This is a genomic window from Candidatus Epulonipiscium viviparus (assembly GCF_000171335.1).
Classification (GTDB): Bacteria; Bacillota; Clostridia; order Lachnospirales; family Cellulosilyticaceae; genus Epulonipiscioides; species Epulonipiscioides viviparus.
Map to the genome: position 1 here is coordinate 44,214 of NZ_ABEQ01000006.1, position 17,627 is coordinate 61,840.

A 17,627-nucleotide genomic window follows, 5' to 3' on the forward strand; every position below is an offset into this window, starting at 1 on the left:
ATTCTATGGATTTATGGTATACAGAAAATCATCAAAACGATACAAAGTTTTCTATTCAGGTAAGCGAACATATTCATACAGAGAAAAGTGAATTTCAAGAAATAGACTTTTTTAAAAGTAAAACCTTTGGTACGTTTTTTACATTAGATGGGCTTATGATGGTAACTGAAAAAGATGAGTTTATTTATCACGATATGATTGTGCATGTGCCTATGGCAGTTAATCCAGACGTTAAGAAAGTGTTAATAATTGGCGGAGGAGACGGAGGAACAGCGCGTGAAGTTTTGAGATATAGCAGTGTGGAACAGGTAGATATGGTAGAAATAGATGAAAGAGTAGTGCGTTTATGCCAAAAATATTTGCAGCAAACAGCTTGTAAGTTGGATAATGATGTGCGCCTCAAGATGTATTTTGAAGATGGATTAAAATTTGTTCAAGAATGTGCAGATAATAGCTATGATTTAATTTTGGTAGACTCGACAGATCCAATAGGACCAGGAGAAGGGCTATTCACATATGCTTTTTATAATAACTGCAAGAGAATTTTGACAAAAAATGGTATATTAATTAATCAACATGAGAGCCCGTACTATGAAAGCTATGCTCATGAGATGCGTCGTTCATCGAAGAAAATTCGCGAAACATTTCCGATAGCAAAGGTGTATCAATTTCATATGCCGACATATCCATCTGGACATTGGTTATTTGGATTTGCGTCTAAGGAATTAGATCCTATTGTAGACCTAAAGGCAGACAAGTGGAATAGTCTGGGGCTAAAAACTAAATATTATAATACGAATTTGCACGTGGGATCGTTTATGTTGCCAACATACGTAATAGAAATGTTAGAGGATACTGCAAATGTTTGATATGATAAAGGGACCGAAATTTATTTCATGTGAAGCTGAAGTTGAAGATGCGGAGATTGTAATATTTGGGGCACCATTTGATGGAACGACATCATTTAAACCGGGAGCGCGTTTTGGGCCTATGGCTATAAGAGGAGATTCATTTGGGTTAGAGACATATTCACCGTATCAAGACGAAGATTTGGAAGATAAAAGAATAGCAGATGTGGGAGATTTGGATTTTCCGTTTGGAAATCCAGAGCGAGTTTTGCAAAACATTAATAAATTTACATCTAGCATATCTGGAAAAAAAACATTAATGTTAGGTGGAGAGCACTTAGTAAGTTTGGGAGTAATTGAGGCGTTAGCAGAGCAATATCCAGATATGTGCATAGTTCATTTTGATGCGCACACAGACTTGAGAGAAGAATATTTGGGTGAGAAACTCTCTCATGCTAGTGTTATAAAGAGAGCATGGGATATTTTAGGAGATAAACGAATTTTTCAATTTGGAATACGTTCTGGAACAAAAGAAGAATTTGAGTTTGCTAAGAGACATACTTATTTAAATAAATTTAATGCTTCTATGATTAAAGAAGTTTTACCTCAATTGAAAGGAAAGAAAATTTATCTTACAATTGATTTAGATGTATTAGACCCTTCTATATTTGCAGGAACAGGAACACCGGAGCCAGGTGGTGTGAGTTTTAACGAATTTTTAGAAAGTCTATTATGTTTAAAAGGTCTGGATTTTGTTGGAGCTGATATTGTGGAGCTTGCACCGCACTATGATCAAAGTGGGGTATCAACAGCAGTGGCGTGTAAAGTTGTAAGAGAAGTTTTGCTTATGTTATGAAAATATCGGCACGAGTACAAATTCAGAAAAAAATTAAATTTTTGCGAAAAATGAGAAAGAATATATCAAAGGGACGCTATCCAAAAGGACTATATTTTTTGTGTACAGCAAGAGATAACGTGCAAACATTGGAAATAATACAGGGTAAATTTTTAAATGAGAGTTATGATGAGTGTTATTTGATAGGGTTAGCCAAAAGTAAGAAAATTATATTAGAATATTTAGTAAATATTATTGATGAGATCTATAATAAAGGAACAGTATCTTTGAAACAGTTAAAGGAGAAGGAAAGAAGTTTATGGTAATTTTACAATTGACGGGAAGTATTCTTTTTATTCTGCTGACTGTGATAATATTAATTTTATTTTTGCCGAATAAGTATGTTATTTATATGGAAAATTGGGAACAATTATTATTGAAGATTAAGTTTATGCTTTGGAACTTTATTAAAATACAATTTGAATATATTAATAAAAAAGTGTTATTTGAAGCTTATGTATTTAATAAATTAGTGTATCCATCATCGAAAGAAAAAAAGAAGAAAAATAAAAGATTTGGTGTTGACTTAAAGGCAAAGAAAACTAAGAAAAATGTGGAGAAAACACAATCTGAAAAAACGCCTAAAGCGAATGTAGCGTCATCTGAAAAAACATCTAAAGCGAATGTAGCGTCATCTGAAAAAACGCCTAAAGTGAATATGGCAGATACTGGAAAATACAAGACTTTTATAAAGGGAATTAAAACTGAAGTTGAAATGCCAAAGCCTGTAGAGAATTGTGTGTATCAAGTTGGTGAATTAGATAAGGAATTTCAGCAAGTATTAGATGAAGAGTTTATAAGAAATATGAATTTTTCATTAGCAAAAGAGTTTGAGATTGTGTTTAATTATAATTTAACAGAGGAATTTGATAGAGAATTCAATTCTACTTTTAGTATTATATTTGATGATACTGAGAGTAGGGACAAAAGAGAAGCTAAAGCGAAAAAAGTTAAAGAAAATGCTGAAAAGACTGATTACAAAAAAGTTTTTAGTACTATAAAAAATAGTGAATATAGACACGATGCGGTATCGAGATTTGTAACAGCATTGAAAAAAACGATAAAAGCGACAGCTCCAGACAAATTTCAGTTTGAAGTGGAAGTAGGTGCAAAGTCAGCAGCAACAACGGGAGAAATTATCGGTGCTTGCGCTATGTTTTATCCTTATTATGCTCCGTATGGAACAATTAATGGAAATTTTAGTGATGAAGTTCTTAAAGGTGATGCTTTTATAAAGGGGCAATTTAATGTTGCGACACTGATGTTGATAATGTTAAATCTTATAGTGTATAAACCGTTTAGAATTTTTACGCAAGAGATTTTAGATAGTATGAAACCAGAGAAGAAAGAGGAATCAAATGATGACAGAAAATAATATTGGAAGTTTGTTAAAAGATTTGGAACATTTTATTACGACTAAAACTGTGGTAGGAGAGCCAATCCATATAGAGAGTACAATTTTAGTACCGTTAGTAGATGTAAGTTTTGGGCTTGGTATTGGCGGAAATAGCTCATCAAAACTGAAGGAAAAAAATAAGGAAAAAGAAAGATATGTTGATGGACCGATGGGAGCAAATGCAGGAGGTGTGGGCGCAAAAATTTCTCCAAGTGCTGTACTTGTAATTCAAAATGGGACGACACAGTTGATTAGTCTGAAAAACCAAGATGGGCTTAGTAAGTTATTGGATATGGCGCCTGGAATTGTAGCAAATATTCCGGATGTACTCAATAAATTAAAAGTGAATAAGAAAACAGAACAAACGGTAGAACATAACGTGGATGAAGATGAGGAACTTATATTTTAAAAAAGCTCCGAAAAAAGGAGCTTGTGTGGTGACTAACTAAAAAATCTTTGTAGAAGACCTTGGAAAGCTTTACCGTGTCTAGCTTCATCTTTTGCCATTTCGTGAACAGTATCATGAATCGCATCAAGATTAAGCTGTTTCGCAAGAGTTGCTAATTCTTTTTTACCTGCAGTGGCGCCATGTTCGGCAGCAACACGCATTTCGAGATTTTTCTTGGTAGAGTCGGTTACAACTTCGCCAAGTAGTTCAGCAAACTTTGCGGCATGCTCGGCCTCTTCGAAAGCTGCTTTTTCCCAGTAGACTCCGATTTCTGGATAACCTTCGCGATAAGCAACTCTGGCCATGGCAAGATACATTCCAACTTCACTACACTCACCTTCGAAGTTGGCACGAAGACCGTCGACGATTCGTTGGTCAACCCCCTGAGCTACACCAACAACATGTTCATCTGCAAAAACAAGACCGTTAGTTGCTTCTTGTTTTTTGAACTTACTAGCAGGTGCTTTACAAATAGGGCATTGCTTAGGTGGTTCAGTTCCTTCGTGAATATATCCACATACAGTACAAATAAATTTTTCCATTTTGATCCTCCTATAAATGTCAATTAATGAGATTTACGATAGCATCTATGAGATGGGTTAGTCAACTATAATTATTATAAGTAGCCTATAATATAAAGTATAAGGCTGATATAATAACAATAGATTTTTTTAGATTAATGAAAGGAAAGGCATGTATCTTACACTATATAGAAAGTACCGTCCACAAAAGTTTTCGGACATGGTTGGGCAGGAGCATATTACAAAAACATTAAAGAATCAAATAAAATTAAATAGAATTGCTCATGCTTATCTTTTTACTGGTAGTAGAGGTACAGGAAAAACTACAGCGGCTAAAATCTTTGCACGAGCAATAAATTGTAAAAATTCAGTTGACGGCAAACCATGTGAAAAATGTGTAGTTTGCAAAGAGATCGCGGAGGGAGCTTTTGTTAATATTATAGAGTTGGACGCAGCATCTCATAATGGAGTCGATGATATTCGCCAGATTAATGAGGAAGTATTATATACACCTGCGGTGGGAGTATATAAAGTATATATTATAGATGAAGTTCATATGCTTTCGCCAGCAGCCTTTAATGCGATGCTAAAAACATTAGAGGAGCCACCGCCATATGTTGTATTTATTTTAGCAACAACAGATCCTCAAAAGATTCCTGCAACAGTTTTATCTAGATGCCAGCGATTTGATTTTAGACGAATTAGTACAAGTGATATCTGTGATTGCTTATTAGACTATATGCAACGTGAAAATATTGAGATAGAAAAAGAGGCAGTAGAACTGATTGCACGATTAGCAGATGGTGGAATGAGAGACGCGTTAAGTATATTAGAACAGTGTATTTCCTTTTATATAGATGAGAAAATCACACATAGTAAAGTGTTAAAACTTGTTGGGGCTGTTGATAACGCTCTACTTTTTGAAATGATGAATGCAGTGATAGAAATGGATGCAGCAAAAGCTATAGCAGTTTGTAATGAGATTAATCAACAAGGCAGAAATATTAAGCAGTTTGCAAAAGATTTGCTTATGCATACCAGAAATTTATTGATAGCAAAAACAACAGAGCAAAAAACTGAAATATTAGATTATACGCAAGAGCACGTTAGAGAATTAACGCAGCAAGCAAATGAATTAGCAATAGAGACTATATTTAGATATATTAAGAATTTTACAGAATTAGATATGGAGATGAAAACTTCGACATTTCCGAGAATTACACTAGAAGTGGCGGTTATAAAATTATGTACACCAGAGGTTGATTTGTCAAAAGATTCTGTTCTTGATAGAATGCTTTCGATAGAAAAACAATTGGAAGAAGTAAAAAAAAACGGCATTAAAGTAGTGGAGAAGGCTTCCGAGGAAGCTGTAGTAACAGAAATTGAAAGAGTAAAGGCAACGTCTGAAGAATACCAAACTTTCTTGCCAATATGGGAGAAAGTTTTAGCGAAATTGTGGTCATTAACGAGGTCATTATTTGAGGCTGGCACTCTAGAAATGTATGTAGAACATGATGTTATACAAATAGTAGATAGATCATCGCAAAATAATGCAGCTAATAAAAGATCCACATTGGCTGAAGGTGTGTTAAAAGAAATAAGGGATAAAATTATAGAAGTGACAGGTAAAGAATATACTATAAGAGCTATAGATGAAGTAATATATTCGCAAAATTCAGCAGCAGAAATATTATCAATGATTGGAAATAGAGTAAATTACTCAATTACAGCAGTAAAATAGGGAGGAATATAAAATGTCAAAACAAAATTTTGGAATGCCTAATATGGGGCAACTGATGAAGCAAGCACAAAAGATGCAAAAGCAGATGGAAGAAGCACAAGAAAAATTGGCGGACCTGACTGTAACAGCAACAGTGGGAGGGGGCATCGTAGAAGTTGTAGCGAGCGCTAATAAAGAAATAAGAAATGTGACAATCAAGGAAGAGGCAGTAGATCCAGATGATATTGAAACTTTAGAAGATCTAGTTATGACGGCTGTTAATGAGGCTCTTAGACAAGCGGAAGAATTATCTCAAAAAGAAATGGCTAAAATTACTGGTGGAAATCTGCCTCCAGGAATGGGAGGATTGTTTTAGTGAATAATTATTATGGAAGCAAGATGCTTTCGCTAATTGGAGAGTTATCTAAGCTTCCGGGGATTGGTACAAAGTCTGCAAGTAGGCTGGCATTTTATATAATTTCTATGCCAAAAGATAAAGTAGATCAGTTGGCAAAAGCAATTGTAGAAGCAAAGGAAAATATTCGTTATTGTGAAAAATGCTGTACCGTGACTGATGATGTATTGTGTCCTATTTGTAAAGATGATAGACGAGAAAAGAATCTTATTATGGTAGTAGAGGATTCACGAGATATGGCTGCCTATGAAAAAACAGGTGAATATCGAGGCGTATACCACATATTAAACGGAGCAATTTCACCTCTTATGGGAGTTGGACCCAATGATATAAAGGTTAAGGAACTGTTAAGTAGAATAAAAAACGAGAAAATAGACGAGATAATATTAGCAACTAACCCAAATATAGAAGGTGAAGCAACAGCAATGTATATTAGTAAGCTCACTAAACCACTTGGAGTGAAAACTACTAGGATAGCACATGGGGTTCCAGTTGGAGGAGATTTGGAGTATGTAGATGAAGTAACGTTATCACGTGCCTTACAGGGTAGAATGGAAATTTAGAACGTCCTATTAGTGGGCGTTTTTTTATTTATATTCCCTTGCCTTATTAATAAAAAAAAAGTATACTAAAAAAAATTAATAAATGGAAAAGGAAGAAGGAACTATGTTTAAAATTTTATCAAAAATAAAAAAAGTATCAGATATCAAAGAATTAGATACAAAACAGCTAGAAGTTCTTTCGCAAGAGGTCAGGCAATTTTTAATTAGATCTATTTCTAAAACAGGAGGGCATCTGGCATCAAATTTGGGAGTAGTGGAGTTGACACTAGCATTGCATTATGTTTTTGATTCACCAAAAGATAAAATAGTCTGGGATGTGGGGCATCAATCATATACTCACAAAATTTTGACAAGTAGAAAAACAAAATTTAAAACATTAAGGCAATTTGGTGGAATAAGCGGATTTATAAAGCGTCAAGAAAGTCCACATGATATTTTTGAAACGGGGCATAGCTCGACATCTATTTCTGCAGCATTGGGAATTGCAACAGCAAGAGATTTACAAAATGAAAAATTTAATGTAATAGCAGTGATAGGAGATGGGGCCTTAACAGGAGGAATGGCTTTTGAAGCATTAAACAATGCGGGGCGTTCAAATAATAACTTAATAGTGGTGTTAAATGATAATGAGATGAGTATTTCGAAAAATGTTGGAGGTATAAGTAAATACCTTACATCGCTTAGAGCAAATCAAAAGTATCAAAATGTAAAAATAAAAGTGATACGTTGCTTAGAAAAAATTCCTAAAATTGGAGATTCATTAAAAGGAACAATTAAATATACTAAAGATAGTTTAAAAAACATGGTGATTCCTGAAACAATATTTGATCAGATGGGATTTAAATATTTTGGACCGATTGATGGGCATAATGTAGAAGGATTAATTAAAATTTTTTCGCAGGCAAAAACAATTAATGGTCCAATATTAATTCATGTTAATACTATAAAAGGAAAAGGGCATTATTTAGCAGAAAAGGAGCCAGAAAAGTATCATGGGGTTTCTTCAGTTAGGGCTCAATCTGAATATACTTTCTCAGATGCCTTTGGAGACGCTATTGTTGATATAGCCAAAGATGATGATAAGATTGTTGCCATAACTGCTGCAATGACAGAAGGCGTGGGGCTAAAAAAATTTAGTGAGAAATTTCCAAAACGATTTTTTGATGTAGCAATAGCCGAACAGCATGCCGTAACTTTTGCAGCAGGCATGGCTATTGAGGGAATAAAGCCCGTAGTAGCAATATATTCTTCATTTTTGCAAAGGGCATATGATCAAATTTTACATGATTGCGCATTGCAGAATTTACCTGTTGTGTTTGCAATTGATAGAGCTGGGTTGGTGGGAGAAGATGGGCAAACGCATCAAGGAATATTTGATATAGCATATCTTTCGCATATTCCTAACATGACGATTTTGTCACCCAAATATCCAGGTGAAATAAAAAGCGCATTAAAATATGCATTAGTTAAAAAAACACCTGTCGCGATAAGATATCCGCGTGGAAATGTAGAAGAAACAGAATTGAGTGCCGTGATTTATAATCAGGATATAAGTCCGGTAGTGCATATAAAAGGTAAAGAAATTTTAATTATGGCAACAGGAAAAGCAACTATTTGGGGATTGGAAGTATGTAAAGAATTGCAAAGCGACCATAATATAATAGCAGGTTTAGTTGAGATTCCTGTTATAACGCCATTAAATGTTGATGTTTTAATTGAATTGGTAAAAGGTTATAGCACTGTTGTGACAATAGAAGATCATGTTTTGACAGGCGGATTTGCTAGCTTGATTGTAAGAGCATTGGTGGCTAATGACGTGTCAAAAAAATATATTCAATTTGGCTATGAAGATGGTGTTATAGAACATGGAAAGATAGATGAATTATTAAAAAAATATAATATGTTGCCTAAACAAATGGTAGCAATAATAAATGATAAAATGAACAAGGAAACTTAAAAAATGAATGAATTAAAAGAAAGATTAGATGTATTAATTACGAAAAGAGCTTTAGCAGATTCACGTGAAAAGGCGCAAGCATATATTATGGCAGGAGTTGTATATGTTGATGGGCAAAAAGAAGATAAAGTTGGGTTAAAAGTAAAAGTCAGTGCTGAAATTGAAGTACGACAAAAAATGAAATATGTAAGTAGAGGCGGATTTAAGCTAGAAAAAGCTATTCAAAAATTTAACATCAGTTTAGCTGGTAAAATTTGTATGGATGTTGGATCGTCAACAGGTGGATTTACAGATTGTATGCTGCAAGAAGGGGCTGCTAAAGTATATGCCGTAGATGTAGGATATGGGCAGTTAGCATGGACATTGCGCCAAAATCCAAAAGTAATTTCGCTTGAAAAAACTAATATGCGTTATGTAACTCAGGAAGAAATATCAGAACAAATTAATTTTAGTTCGATTGACGTATCGTTTATTTCTTTAACAAAAATTTTGCAGCCAACTAAAAATTTATTAGCAAAAGATGGAGAAATAGTTGCATTAATAAAGCCTCAATTTGAAGCTGGAAGAGAAGAAGTTAAGAAGCACGGAGTTGTAAAAGATCCTATAGTGCATCAAAGAGTGATCGAAAACATATGGAATTATGTAACTGAAATAGGTTTTTCTGTTGTAGGATTAGATTTTTCGCCTATAAAAGGACCAGAGGGTAATCGTGAGTATTTAATATATTTGTCAAATGAATATAAAGTTGATAAATTGGATAAAAATGACATAGTTGCTAAAGTTGTAAAGTTGTCGCATGAGGAGTTGTAAATGTGAAAATTGGGGTAGCTACTAATTTGGATAAAGACAAGGATTTAAAAGTTACATTGCAAATAGCAGAAATTTTAAAAAGAGAAAATATTGAGTTTGAATTGGAGTGTAATAATAGAGAGATCTGTAGTTGGGCAGATATGCTAATTGTTGTGGGTGGTGATGGAACGATATTGCGAGTAGCGCAAGACGCAGTTCTCTATGATATACCTATTTTGGGAATAAATTTGGGAAGATTAGGTTTTTTGGCAGATATAGAAGCTTCGGAAATAGATAAACTGTTGACAAAAGAAAATCTAGTTAAAGCCAAGATAGAAGAACGAATGATGCTTAATACTACTGTTACTAATGCTTTAATGAAATATGAATATCTAGCTTTAAATGAAACTAGTTTAATCCGTTCATTTAGTAGTAGAATAACAGAATTTGAAATAAGTGTAAACAAAAAAGTGGTTGATATTTATCCAGCAGATGGAATATTAATATCCACTGCAACAGGTTCGACAGCCTATAATTTATCTGCTGGAGGACCTATTGTTGTTCCGGAAGCAGATAATATAATTTTAACTCCAATTTGTCCACATACAATTTATTCTAGAAGTATTGTTCTTACTAATAAAGATGAGGTTTCTATTAGATTACCAGATCAAGAAGAATTGAGTTTATGCATCGATGGAGTTGTTAAAATGTCAATAAATAAAAATGATACAATAGAAATTTGCAAGGCTTCAAAAAGAGTAAAACTTTTAAAGCTTTCTGACAGAGATTTTTTTGAGGTACTAAGTAAGAAAATATTTAAAAAGGACGATAACAATGGGGAAGAAAGAAGAACGACAATCTAAGATTTTAAATCTTATTAATGAATATAACATTCAAACACAAGAAGAATTAGTAGAAAACCTTGAAAAAGCAGGATTAAGAGTGACACAAGCTACGATTTCTAGAGATATTAGAGAATTGAAGTTGACAAAAATTGCAATGAGTATAGATAAACAAAAATATATTGCATTAAACAATGCAGAAATTAATATATCGGCAAAAGTGGTGCGAGTGTTTAAGGCAGGTTTTTTGACTATAGATATAGCACAAAATATTTTAGTTATAAAAACGCTTCCAGGAATGAGTCAAGCAGTGGCATCGGCTATAGATACATTTAATTACAAAGATATAGTTGGTACTATTGCAGGAGATGATACAATTTTTTGTGCTATAAAAGATATTGATAGAGCATCTTATATAATAAAAGAGTTTAATAAAATTTTAAATACTTAAAAATGATGTAAAAACAATGTAATGTTTTTTGTTTATTGATAAAAAATTCAATAATTCCTTGTATTTCTTTTTTATGAAAATAATACCTTATGAATAATCTGTAAAACTGTATAAATGTTACCTAAATAGGCAATTTTATAAGTATTAGTATATTACAGAATAGGATGTGTAAACTTGTATGAGGATAAACATAAAAAAATATTATTGATTTTTTTATCACTTATAAGTATTATGATATTAATAAGCCCAGTGGTAATTGCAAAATATTATTTACCAGATGAAATAAATATGGTTGTAGGTCAGGAATATAGTATAGATTTTAATATTCCAGTTAAAGCTACTATAAAAGCTCAAGATGAAAATTTAATTTTAGATGATAATATAAATAATGTATTAGAGGGGATAAAAAACATAAATTTGAATGATCCTTTAGTAGTAAAAGCTGCAGATGAAGGAAGCGCAAAACTGAAAATAAATTTGTTAGGATCTATTCCAATCAAAACAGTTATCGTTTCGGTTCGTCCTCATATGGAAGTGATTCCGGGTGGAGATGTAATAGGAATAGAAATACATTCTGTGGGAGTTTGTGTTGTTGGAACTGGTGAATTTGAATCTGATGGGAATCAAGTACATCCTTGTAAAGGAAAGATTAAAAAAGGTGATCGAATTCTTTCAATTAATAATAATCCAGTAAATACTAAAGAAGATTTTAAAAAATATATAGAAACCAATTCTAATACTCCTGTAGTTTTGGATATCATGCGTGAAGATAAATATATTCAAACAGAAGTGGTACCTGAATATTCAAATGCAGAAGATAGTTATAAATTAGGAATATGGATAAAAGATACTGTTCAGGGGTTGGGTACACTTACTTATGTTGAACCAGAAACGGGAAATTTTGGTGCATTGGGTCATGGCATAACAGATACCGATTTTGAAAAAATTATTCCTATTTCGCATGGAAAAATTATGGAAGCAGAAATAGATGGCATCAAAAAAGGTGAAGCGGGTGTTCCAGGTGAAATTAGTGGAATAATTGATACAGCTGATGCAGCAAGTCTTGGTAGTGTAGCTAACAATACTAATTGCGGAATTTTTGGAATTATGGATGAAAATGATATAGAACAAGTGACCAAAGAAACAGTTCAAGTAGCTACTTCGAGTGAAGTAGAAGAAGGAGAGGCTGTAATTTTGGCTGATTTAACAGGAGAGGGAGTGCGGTCATATGATGTAAAAATTCAAAAGATAGCGAAGCATATTAGTGAACCGTCTAAAGGAATGATTGTAAAAATTATTGATGAAGAATTGTTAAATATTACAAAAGGAATAATTCAAGGGATGAGTGGGTCTCCTATTATTCAAAATGATAAAATTATAGGAGCTATAAGTCATGTATTTGTCAATGATCCAACAACAGGATATGGAATTTTTATAGAGAATATGCTAAAAACAGCAGAAAATATTGAGTAAATTGCATAAAAAAGTGTTGTAATTAATGGATGATACAAGGATAGCACTTTGTAGCGTCAATTTTTATAATTTGAAAGAAGTAATAATAATTTGATTTGGTAATGAGTTTGCATATAATGAAAAGAATAATGAGTGATGTAAAATTTGTATAAAAGATATGATAAATAAAAAAAGGGTAATATGAAATAGACTGTAAATGAATTTGCAGTCTATTTTGATTTTAATGATATTTTTTTATTAAGGAATTTAGAGTAGGATCTGTCGTACCCTGTCCAATAGCATTGAAGCGCCATTCACTGTCTTTTTTATAAAGTTCACCAAATATGAGGGCGGTTAAATTAGAATAATCATCGGTTAAATTATATCTGCAAAGTTCGATATTATTTTTTGGATCTACTATTCTAATAAAAGCATTTTTTACATTGCCAAAATGTTGTTTGCGTTCTGTGGATTGATAAATATTAACTACAACTATTAAGGAATCAAGAGATGGAGGCATTTTTGAAAAATCTACAATAATTTGTTCATCATCACCGTCACCATCACCTGTTAAATTATCACCAAGATGTGTGATGGCTCCACTTGGATGTGATAGGTTGCCATAATATATAACATCACTATTATTTGTGAGTTTTTTATTCGATAATGCAAGAACAGAAGCATCGCAATCAAAAGGTTTAGTTTTTGAAAAAAGACTAGCTTTCTGATTTTTCGCATCCCATCCTAATCCGATTATTACTTGGGAAAGCCCAGGGCGTTCTTTGGTCAAACTAATTTTTTGCCCTTTTTGTAAACTAACTGCCATTATAAATTCCCCTTTCTAAGAATTTAGATACAAAAGAAGGCTATACCTCCCGTATTAAAACTTGGAAATATAGCCCTTATCTTTAGATTATTCAATGATTTCAGAAACAACTCCAGAACCTACTGTACGTCCGCCTTCACGAATCGCAAATCTAAGTCCTTGTTGCATAGCTATTGGATGGATAAGCTCAATTTCCATTTCGATGTTATCCCCAGGCATACACATTTCTACGCCTTCTGGTAATTTAATTAGTCCAGTAACGTCTGTTGTACGGAAATAGAATTGTGGTCTATAATTTGAAAAGAATGGAGTATGACGACCGCCCTCTTCTTTTTTAAGAACGTAAACTTCAGCTTTAAATTTTGTATGAGGAGTGATTGATCCAGGTTTACAAAGAACTTGACCACGTTCGATTTCATTTCTTTGAACACCACGAAGAAGTGCACCGATGTTATCGCCAGCTTCACCTTGATCAAGAAGTTTTCTAAACATCTCAACTCCAGTACAAATTACTTTACGAGTTTCTTTTTTGATACCAACGATTTCTACTTCGTCTCCAACTTTTAGGATACCAGATTCAATTTTACCTGTGGCAACTGTTCCACGACCAGTAATAGAGAATACGTCTTCAACTGGCATAAGGAAAGGTTTTTCTGTATCACGCTTAGGAGTTGGAATATATTCATCGATGATTTCGAACATTTCAACGATTTTATCTCCCCAAGGACCCATTGGATCATTAAGAGCTTGAAGCGCAGAACCTTGAATAATAGGAGTATCATCTCCAGGGAACTCATATTCATTTAAAAGTTCACGAATCTCCATTTCTACTAATTCGATAAGTTCTTCGTCATCAACCATATCGCATTTATTTAGGAATACTACGATATAAGGAACACCAACTTGTCGAGAAAGTAGGATATGCTCACGAGTTTGAGCCATTGGCCCGTCAGTAGCAGCACAAACAAGAATGGTTCCATCCATTTGAGCTGCTCCTGTGATCATGTTTTTAACATAGTCAGCATGTCCTGGACAGTCAACGTGTGCATAGTGACGATTTGGTGTCTCATATTCAACGTGAGCTGTAGAAATTGTAATACCACGCTCTCTTTCTTCTGGAGCTTTATCAATATTGTCGAAAGCGACTGCTTCACCAGTACCATATCTTTCGTGAAGAGTTTTTGTGATCGCAGCAGTAAGAGTAGTCTTACCGTGGTCAACGTGTCCGATTGTTCCAATATTTACGTGTGGTTTGTTACGTTCAAATTTAGCTTTAGCCATTTTAAAAAATCCTCCTTGAAATGCAACTGAATATTTTCAGTTAGTTTTATTATTAATTATTTCCATTTGATATTGGAATTATTCCAATTTATATTACTTTTGATACGAAACAAATTATTTGCCGTCAGCAACAACTTTATCTTGAATACTCTTTGGACATTGCTCATAGTGATCAAATTCCATAGAATAGTTGCCTCGACCTTGAGTTCTAGAACGAAGATCTGTCGCATATCCAAACATTTCTGCTAGTGGAACCAGAGCTCTAATTTCTTGAGCACCATTACGAGCTTCCATTCCTTCGATTCTACCACGACGAGAGTTAATGTTACCAATAACATCGCCCATGTAGTCTTCAGGAACAATTACTACAACTTTCATAATAGGCTCAAGTAGTAATCCACCAGCTTTTTTCATAGCATCTTTGAATGCCATAGAACCTGCTATTTTAAATGCCATCTCGGATGAGTCAACATCATGATAGGAACCATCGTAGCAGTCGGCCATGATACCTAAAACTTCGTATCCTGCTAGAGGACCACTTGTCATAGCATCTCTAATACCTTTGTCTACTGCTGGAATATATTCTTTTGGAATAGAACCACCGACAACTGAGCTTTTAAATTCATAAGTTTTTTCAGAGTTAGGATCAAGTCTTGAAAATCTAACTTTACAGTGTCCATATTGACCACTACCACCAGATTGACGAACGAATTTGGATTCGATATCAACATCTTTAGCGAGAGTTTCTTTATAAGCAACTTGAGGAGCGCCTACATTAGCTTCAACTTTAAATTCACGAAGCAGTCTATCGACGATGATTTCAAGGTGTAATTCACCCATACCAGCTATAATTGTTTGACCAGTTTCTTGGTCTGTATATGCTTTAAAAGTTGGATCTTCTTCAGCAAGTTTAGATAATGCAATACCCATTTTTTCCTGACCAGCTTTAGTCTTTGGTTCGATAGCAACAGAGATAACAGGTTCTGGGAATACCATCGATTCAAGGATTACAGGATTATCTTCTGTACAAAGAGTATCACCCGTAGTAGTTCCTTTTAAACCAACTGCTGCTGCAATATCGCCAGCATATACTTTATCAATATCTTGTCTTGAGTTTGCGTGCATTTGTACTATACGACCGATTCTCTCTTTTTTGCCTTTTACAGAGTTATATACATATGATCCTGATTCAAGTGTACCAGAATAAACTCTGAAGAAGGCAAGTTTTCCAACGAATGGGTCTGTCATGATTTTGAATGCAAGCGCTGAGAAAGGCTCTTCATCAGATGAGTGACGTACCATAGGTTCATCGGTATCTGGGTCTATGCCTTTGATAGCTTCGATATCTGTAGGTGCAGGCATATACTCAACAATGGCATCAAGTAATCTTTGAACACCTTTGTTTTTATAGGCCGAGCCACAGAATACAGGGACGATTTGAGTTCCTATAACTGCTTTTCTAAGACCTGTTTTTAGCTCTTGCAAAGTAAGCTCTTCACCTTCTAAATATTTTTCTGCCAAATCATCATCAATACTTGCAATGGCATCAATTGCTTCTTCTCTAAATTTTTCAGCTTTTTCTTTCATATCATCTGGAATCTCAATTTCATCGATTTCTTTTCCAAGATCGTCTTTATAGATATAAGCTTTGTTTTCAAGAAGATCAATAATACCAATAAATTCATCTTCAGCTCCGATTGGAAGCTGCATAGGAACTGCGTTAGTTCCTAGTCTATCACGCATCATGTCTACTGCGTTATAAAAATCTGCACCCATAATGTCCATTTTATTTACAAATGCCATTCTAGGTACATTATACTTGTCTGCTTGTCTCCACACTGTTTCAGATTGCGGCTCAACGCCACCTTTTGCACAAAAGACACCAACAGCACTGTCTAGAACCCTAAGCGAACGTTCAACTTCAACGGTAAAATCTACGTGTCCTGGAGTATCAATAATGTTTACACGATTGTTATTCCAAAAGCAAGTAGTTGCCGCTGAGGTTATTGTAATACCACGCTCCTTTTCTTGCTCCATCCAGTCCATAGTAGCGCCACCCTCATGAGTTTCACCAATCTTATGGTTTCTTCCAGTGTAGAATAAAATTCGCTCTGTCAATGTTGTCTTTCCGGCATCGATGTGAGCCATGATACCAATATTTCTAGTCCTTTCGAGCGGATATTCTCTTCCTGCCATGTTATTCCTCCTCTAGGCTTTTGTGCCTTTATTACCACCTGTAATGTGCAAATGCTTTGTTTGCTTCCGCCATCTTATGTGTGTCTTCTTTTTTCTTAACGGCTCCACCACCATTGTTAAGAGCATCTAATAGCTCTGCTGCCAAGGCTTGTGTGCTGGTTCTTTCTCCACGTTTACGCATATAAGTGATCAACCAACGAAGTCCTAGAGTTTGTCTTCTTTCTGGACGAACCTCCATAGGTACTTGATAAGTGGCTCCACCCACACGTCTTGCTTTTACTTCTAATACAGGCATAATATTTTCAAGAGCTTCCTCAAATACTTCTATAGAATCTCTGCCTGTCTTATCTTTTACGATGTCAAATGCACCATAAACAATTTTTTGCGCCGTTCCTCTTTTTCCGTCTAGCATAAGCGTATTGATCAACTTAGTAACTAATTTTGAGTTGTATACTGGATCTGCTAAAACGTCTCTTTTTGCGATATGTCCTTTACGTGGCACGGTCTTCCCTCCTTAACGAAATTTTGATAAATCATCGGTACTCGCCCCAACAATTATTGATGGGGTCGTGCGCGCCCATTACTAATCTATTTCATATTATTATATATTATAAACTAAGCGATAGTTGGTGCCGGGCGATTATTATATTATTTTTTCTTAGGTCTCTTCGCTCCATATTTAGAACGAGATTGCTCTCTTTTTGCAACACCTGCTGTATCTAAAGTACCACGTATGATGTGATAACGTGTACCTGGTAAGTCTTTTACCCTTCCGCCACGAATCAAAACAACACTGTGTTCTTGTAGATTGTGACCTTCTCCAGGGATATAAGCTGTAACTTCTATTCCATTTGTAAGACGAACTCTGGCAATTTTACGAAGAGCTGAGTTGGGCTTTTTGGGAGTAGCTGTTTTTACTGCTGTACAAACTCCTCTTTTTTGTGGGGAAGAAATATCAGTTGACTTCTTCTTGAGAGAGTTGTAGCCTTTTTGTAAAGCTGGAGCAGTAGATTTTTTTTCAATTGTT

19 protein-coding genes are annotated in these 17,627 nt (G+C 34.4%); 13 read left to right on the forward strand and 6 right to left on the reverse strand.

Annotation, left to right across the window (positions count from 1 at the left end; all coding sequences use genetic code 11):
- Positions 1-5: 5 nt before the first annotated feature.
- The 5 genes from speE to EPU_RS01740 are packed head-to-tail and all read left to right on the forward strand — an operon-like array spanning position 6 to position 3,548.
- On the forward strand, positions 6-869 hold the full coding sequence (gene speE, locus EPU_RS14535) for a polyamine aminopropyltransferase (protein ID WP_010166186.1): 864 nt from the start codon (positions 6-8) through the stop codon (positions 867-869).
- The gene (gene speB / locus EPU_RS01725) at positions 862-1,704 is read left to right on the forward strand and encodes an agmatinase (protein WP_010166188.1); all 843 of its coding nucleotides are present in this window, start codon (positions 862-864) and stop codon (positions 1,702-1,704) included. The genes speE and speB overlap by 8 nt, the downstream gene beginning before the upstream one ends.
- A complete protein-coding gene (locus EPU_RS01730) occupies positions 1,701-2,009 on the forward strand; it encodes a hypothetical protein (protein ID WP_010166190.1) in 309 nt (102 codons plus the stop codon). Before speB ends, EPU_RS01730 begins: the two co-directional genes overlap by 4 nt.
- Entirely contained in the window at positions 2,003-3,118 is a 1,116-nt protein-coding gene (locus EPU_RS01735) for a hypothetical protein (RefSeq protein ID WP_010166193.1), read from the forward strand. Before EPU_RS01730 ends, EPU_RS01735 begins: the two co-directional genes overlap by 7 nt.
- Positions 3,105-3,548, forward strand: coding sequence for a spore germination protein GerW family protein (locus tag EPU_RS01740; RefSeq protein WP_010166195.1), 444 nt, complete (start codon positions 3,105-3,107; stop codon positions 3,546-3,548). The genes EPU_RS01735 and EPU_RS01740 overlap by 14 nt, the downstream gene beginning before the upstream one ends.
- Positions 3,549-3,580: 32 nt before the next feature.
- Here the strand turns inward: EPU_RS01740 and EPU_RS01745 are convergent, their stop codons facing one another.
- Positions 3,581-4,129 (reverse strand): NADH peroxidase, encoded by a 549-nt coding sequence (locus EPU_RS01745; RefSeq protein ID WP_010166197.1) that lies wholly within the window; start codon positions 4,127-4,129, stop codon positions 3,581-3,583.
- A 151-nt stretch (positions 4,130-4,280) separates the two neighbouring features.
- Here EPU_RS01745 and dnaX point away from each other — a divergent pair, with 151 nt between their 5' ends.
- The 8 genes from dnaX to spoIVB all read left to right on the forward strand — a co-directional run bounded on the left by dnaX (position 4,281) and on the right by spoIVB (position 12,318).
- Positions 4,281-5,849 carry a DNA polymerase III subunit gamma/tau gene (gene dnaX, locus EPU_RS11165; protein WP_010166198.1) on the forward strand — a complete coding sequence of 523 codons (1,569 nt, stop codon included), beginning with the start codon at positions 4,281-4,283 and terminating at the stop codon, positions 5,847-5,849.
- A 13-nt stretch (positions 5,850-5,862) separates the two neighbouring features.
- Positions 5,863-6,204, forward strand: a complete 342-nt coding sequence (locus tag EPU_RS01755; protein WP_010166200.1) for a YbaB/EbfC family nucleoid-associated protein — start codon at positions 5,863-5,865, stop codon at positions 6,202-6,204.
- 23 nt (positions 6,205-6,227) lie between these two features.
- Positions 6,228-6,806 carry a recombination mediator RecR gene (recR, locus tag EPU_RS01760; protein WP_044149223.1) on the forward strand — a complete coding sequence of 193 codons (579 nt, stop codon included), beginning with the start codon at positions 6,228-6,230 and terminating at the stop codon, positions 6,804-6,806.
- Between the two features lie 103 nt (positions 6,807-6,909).
- Entirely contained in the window at positions 6,910-8,763 is a 1,854-nt protein-coding gene (gene dxs / locus EPU_RS01765; protein ID WP_010166203.1) for a 1-deoxy-D-xylulose-5-phosphate synthase, read from the forward strand.
- A gap of 3 nt (positions 8,764-8,766) precedes the next feature.
- Positions 8,767-9,573: a TlyA family RNA methyltransferase gene (locus tag EPU_RS01770; protein ID WP_010166206.1), complete on the forward strand. Its 807-nt coding sequence runs from the start codon at positions 8,767-8,769 to the stop codon at positions 9,571-9,573.
- Positions 9,574-9,575: 2 nt separating this feature from the next.
- Entirely contained in the window at positions 9,576-10,415 is an 840-nt protein-coding gene (locus EPU_RS11170; protein ID WP_010166208.1) for an NAD(+)/NADH kinase, read from the forward strand.
- Positions 10,387-10,845, forward strand: coding sequence for an arginine repressor (argR, locus tag EPU_RS01780; protein ID WP_010166210.1), 459 nt, complete (start codon positions 10,387-10,389; stop codon positions 10,843-10,845). Before EPU_RS11170 ends, argR begins: the two co-directional genes overlap by 29 nt.
- A gap of 174 nt (positions 10,846-11,019) precedes the next feature.
- Positions 11,020-12,318, forward strand: a complete 1,299-nt coding sequence (gene spoIVB, locus EPU_RS01785; RefSeq protein WP_010166212.1) for a SpoIVB peptidase — start codon at positions 11,020-11,022, stop codon at positions 12,316-12,318.
- Positions 12,319-12,538: 220 nt separating this feature from the next.
- Here the strand turns inward: spoIVB and EPU_RS01790 are convergent, their stop codons facing one another.
- The 5 genes from EPU_RS01790 to rpsL all read right to left on the reverse strand — a co-directional run.
- The gene (locus tag EPU_RS01790) at positions 12,539-13,123 is read right to left on the reverse strand and encodes a TerD family protein (protein ID WP_010166215.1); all 585 of its coding nucleotides are present in this window, start codon (positions 13,121-13,123) and stop codon (positions 12,539-12,541) included.
- A gap of 87 nt (positions 13,124-13,210) precedes the next feature.
- Positions 13,211-14,404 carry an elongation factor Tu gene (tuf, locus tag EPU_RS01795; RefSeq protein ID WP_010166217.1) on the reverse strand — a complete coding sequence of 398 codons (1,194 nt, stop codon included), beginning with the start codon at positions 14,402-14,404 and terminating at the stop codon, positions 13,211-13,213.
- Between the two features lie 114 nt (positions 14,405-14,518).
- Positions 14,519-16,600, reverse strand: coding sequence for an elongation factor G (gene fusA, locus EPU_RS01800; protein WP_010166219.1), 2,082 nt, complete (start codon positions 16,598-16,600; stop codon positions 14,519-14,521).
- 31 nt (positions 16,601-16,631) lie between these two features.
- Positions 16,632-17,102, reverse strand: coding sequence for a 30S ribosomal protein S7 (rpsG, locus tag EPU_RS01805; RefSeq protein WP_010166221.1), 471 nt, complete (start codon positions 17,100-17,102; stop codon positions 16,632-16,634).
- A 146-nt stretch (positions 17,103-17,248) separates the two neighbouring features.
- Positions 17,249-17,627 (reverse strand): 30S ribosomal protein S12 (rpsL, locus tag EPU_RS01810; RefSeq protein ID WP_010166223.1); only part of this gene is annotated, 379 nt, incomplete at its 5' end.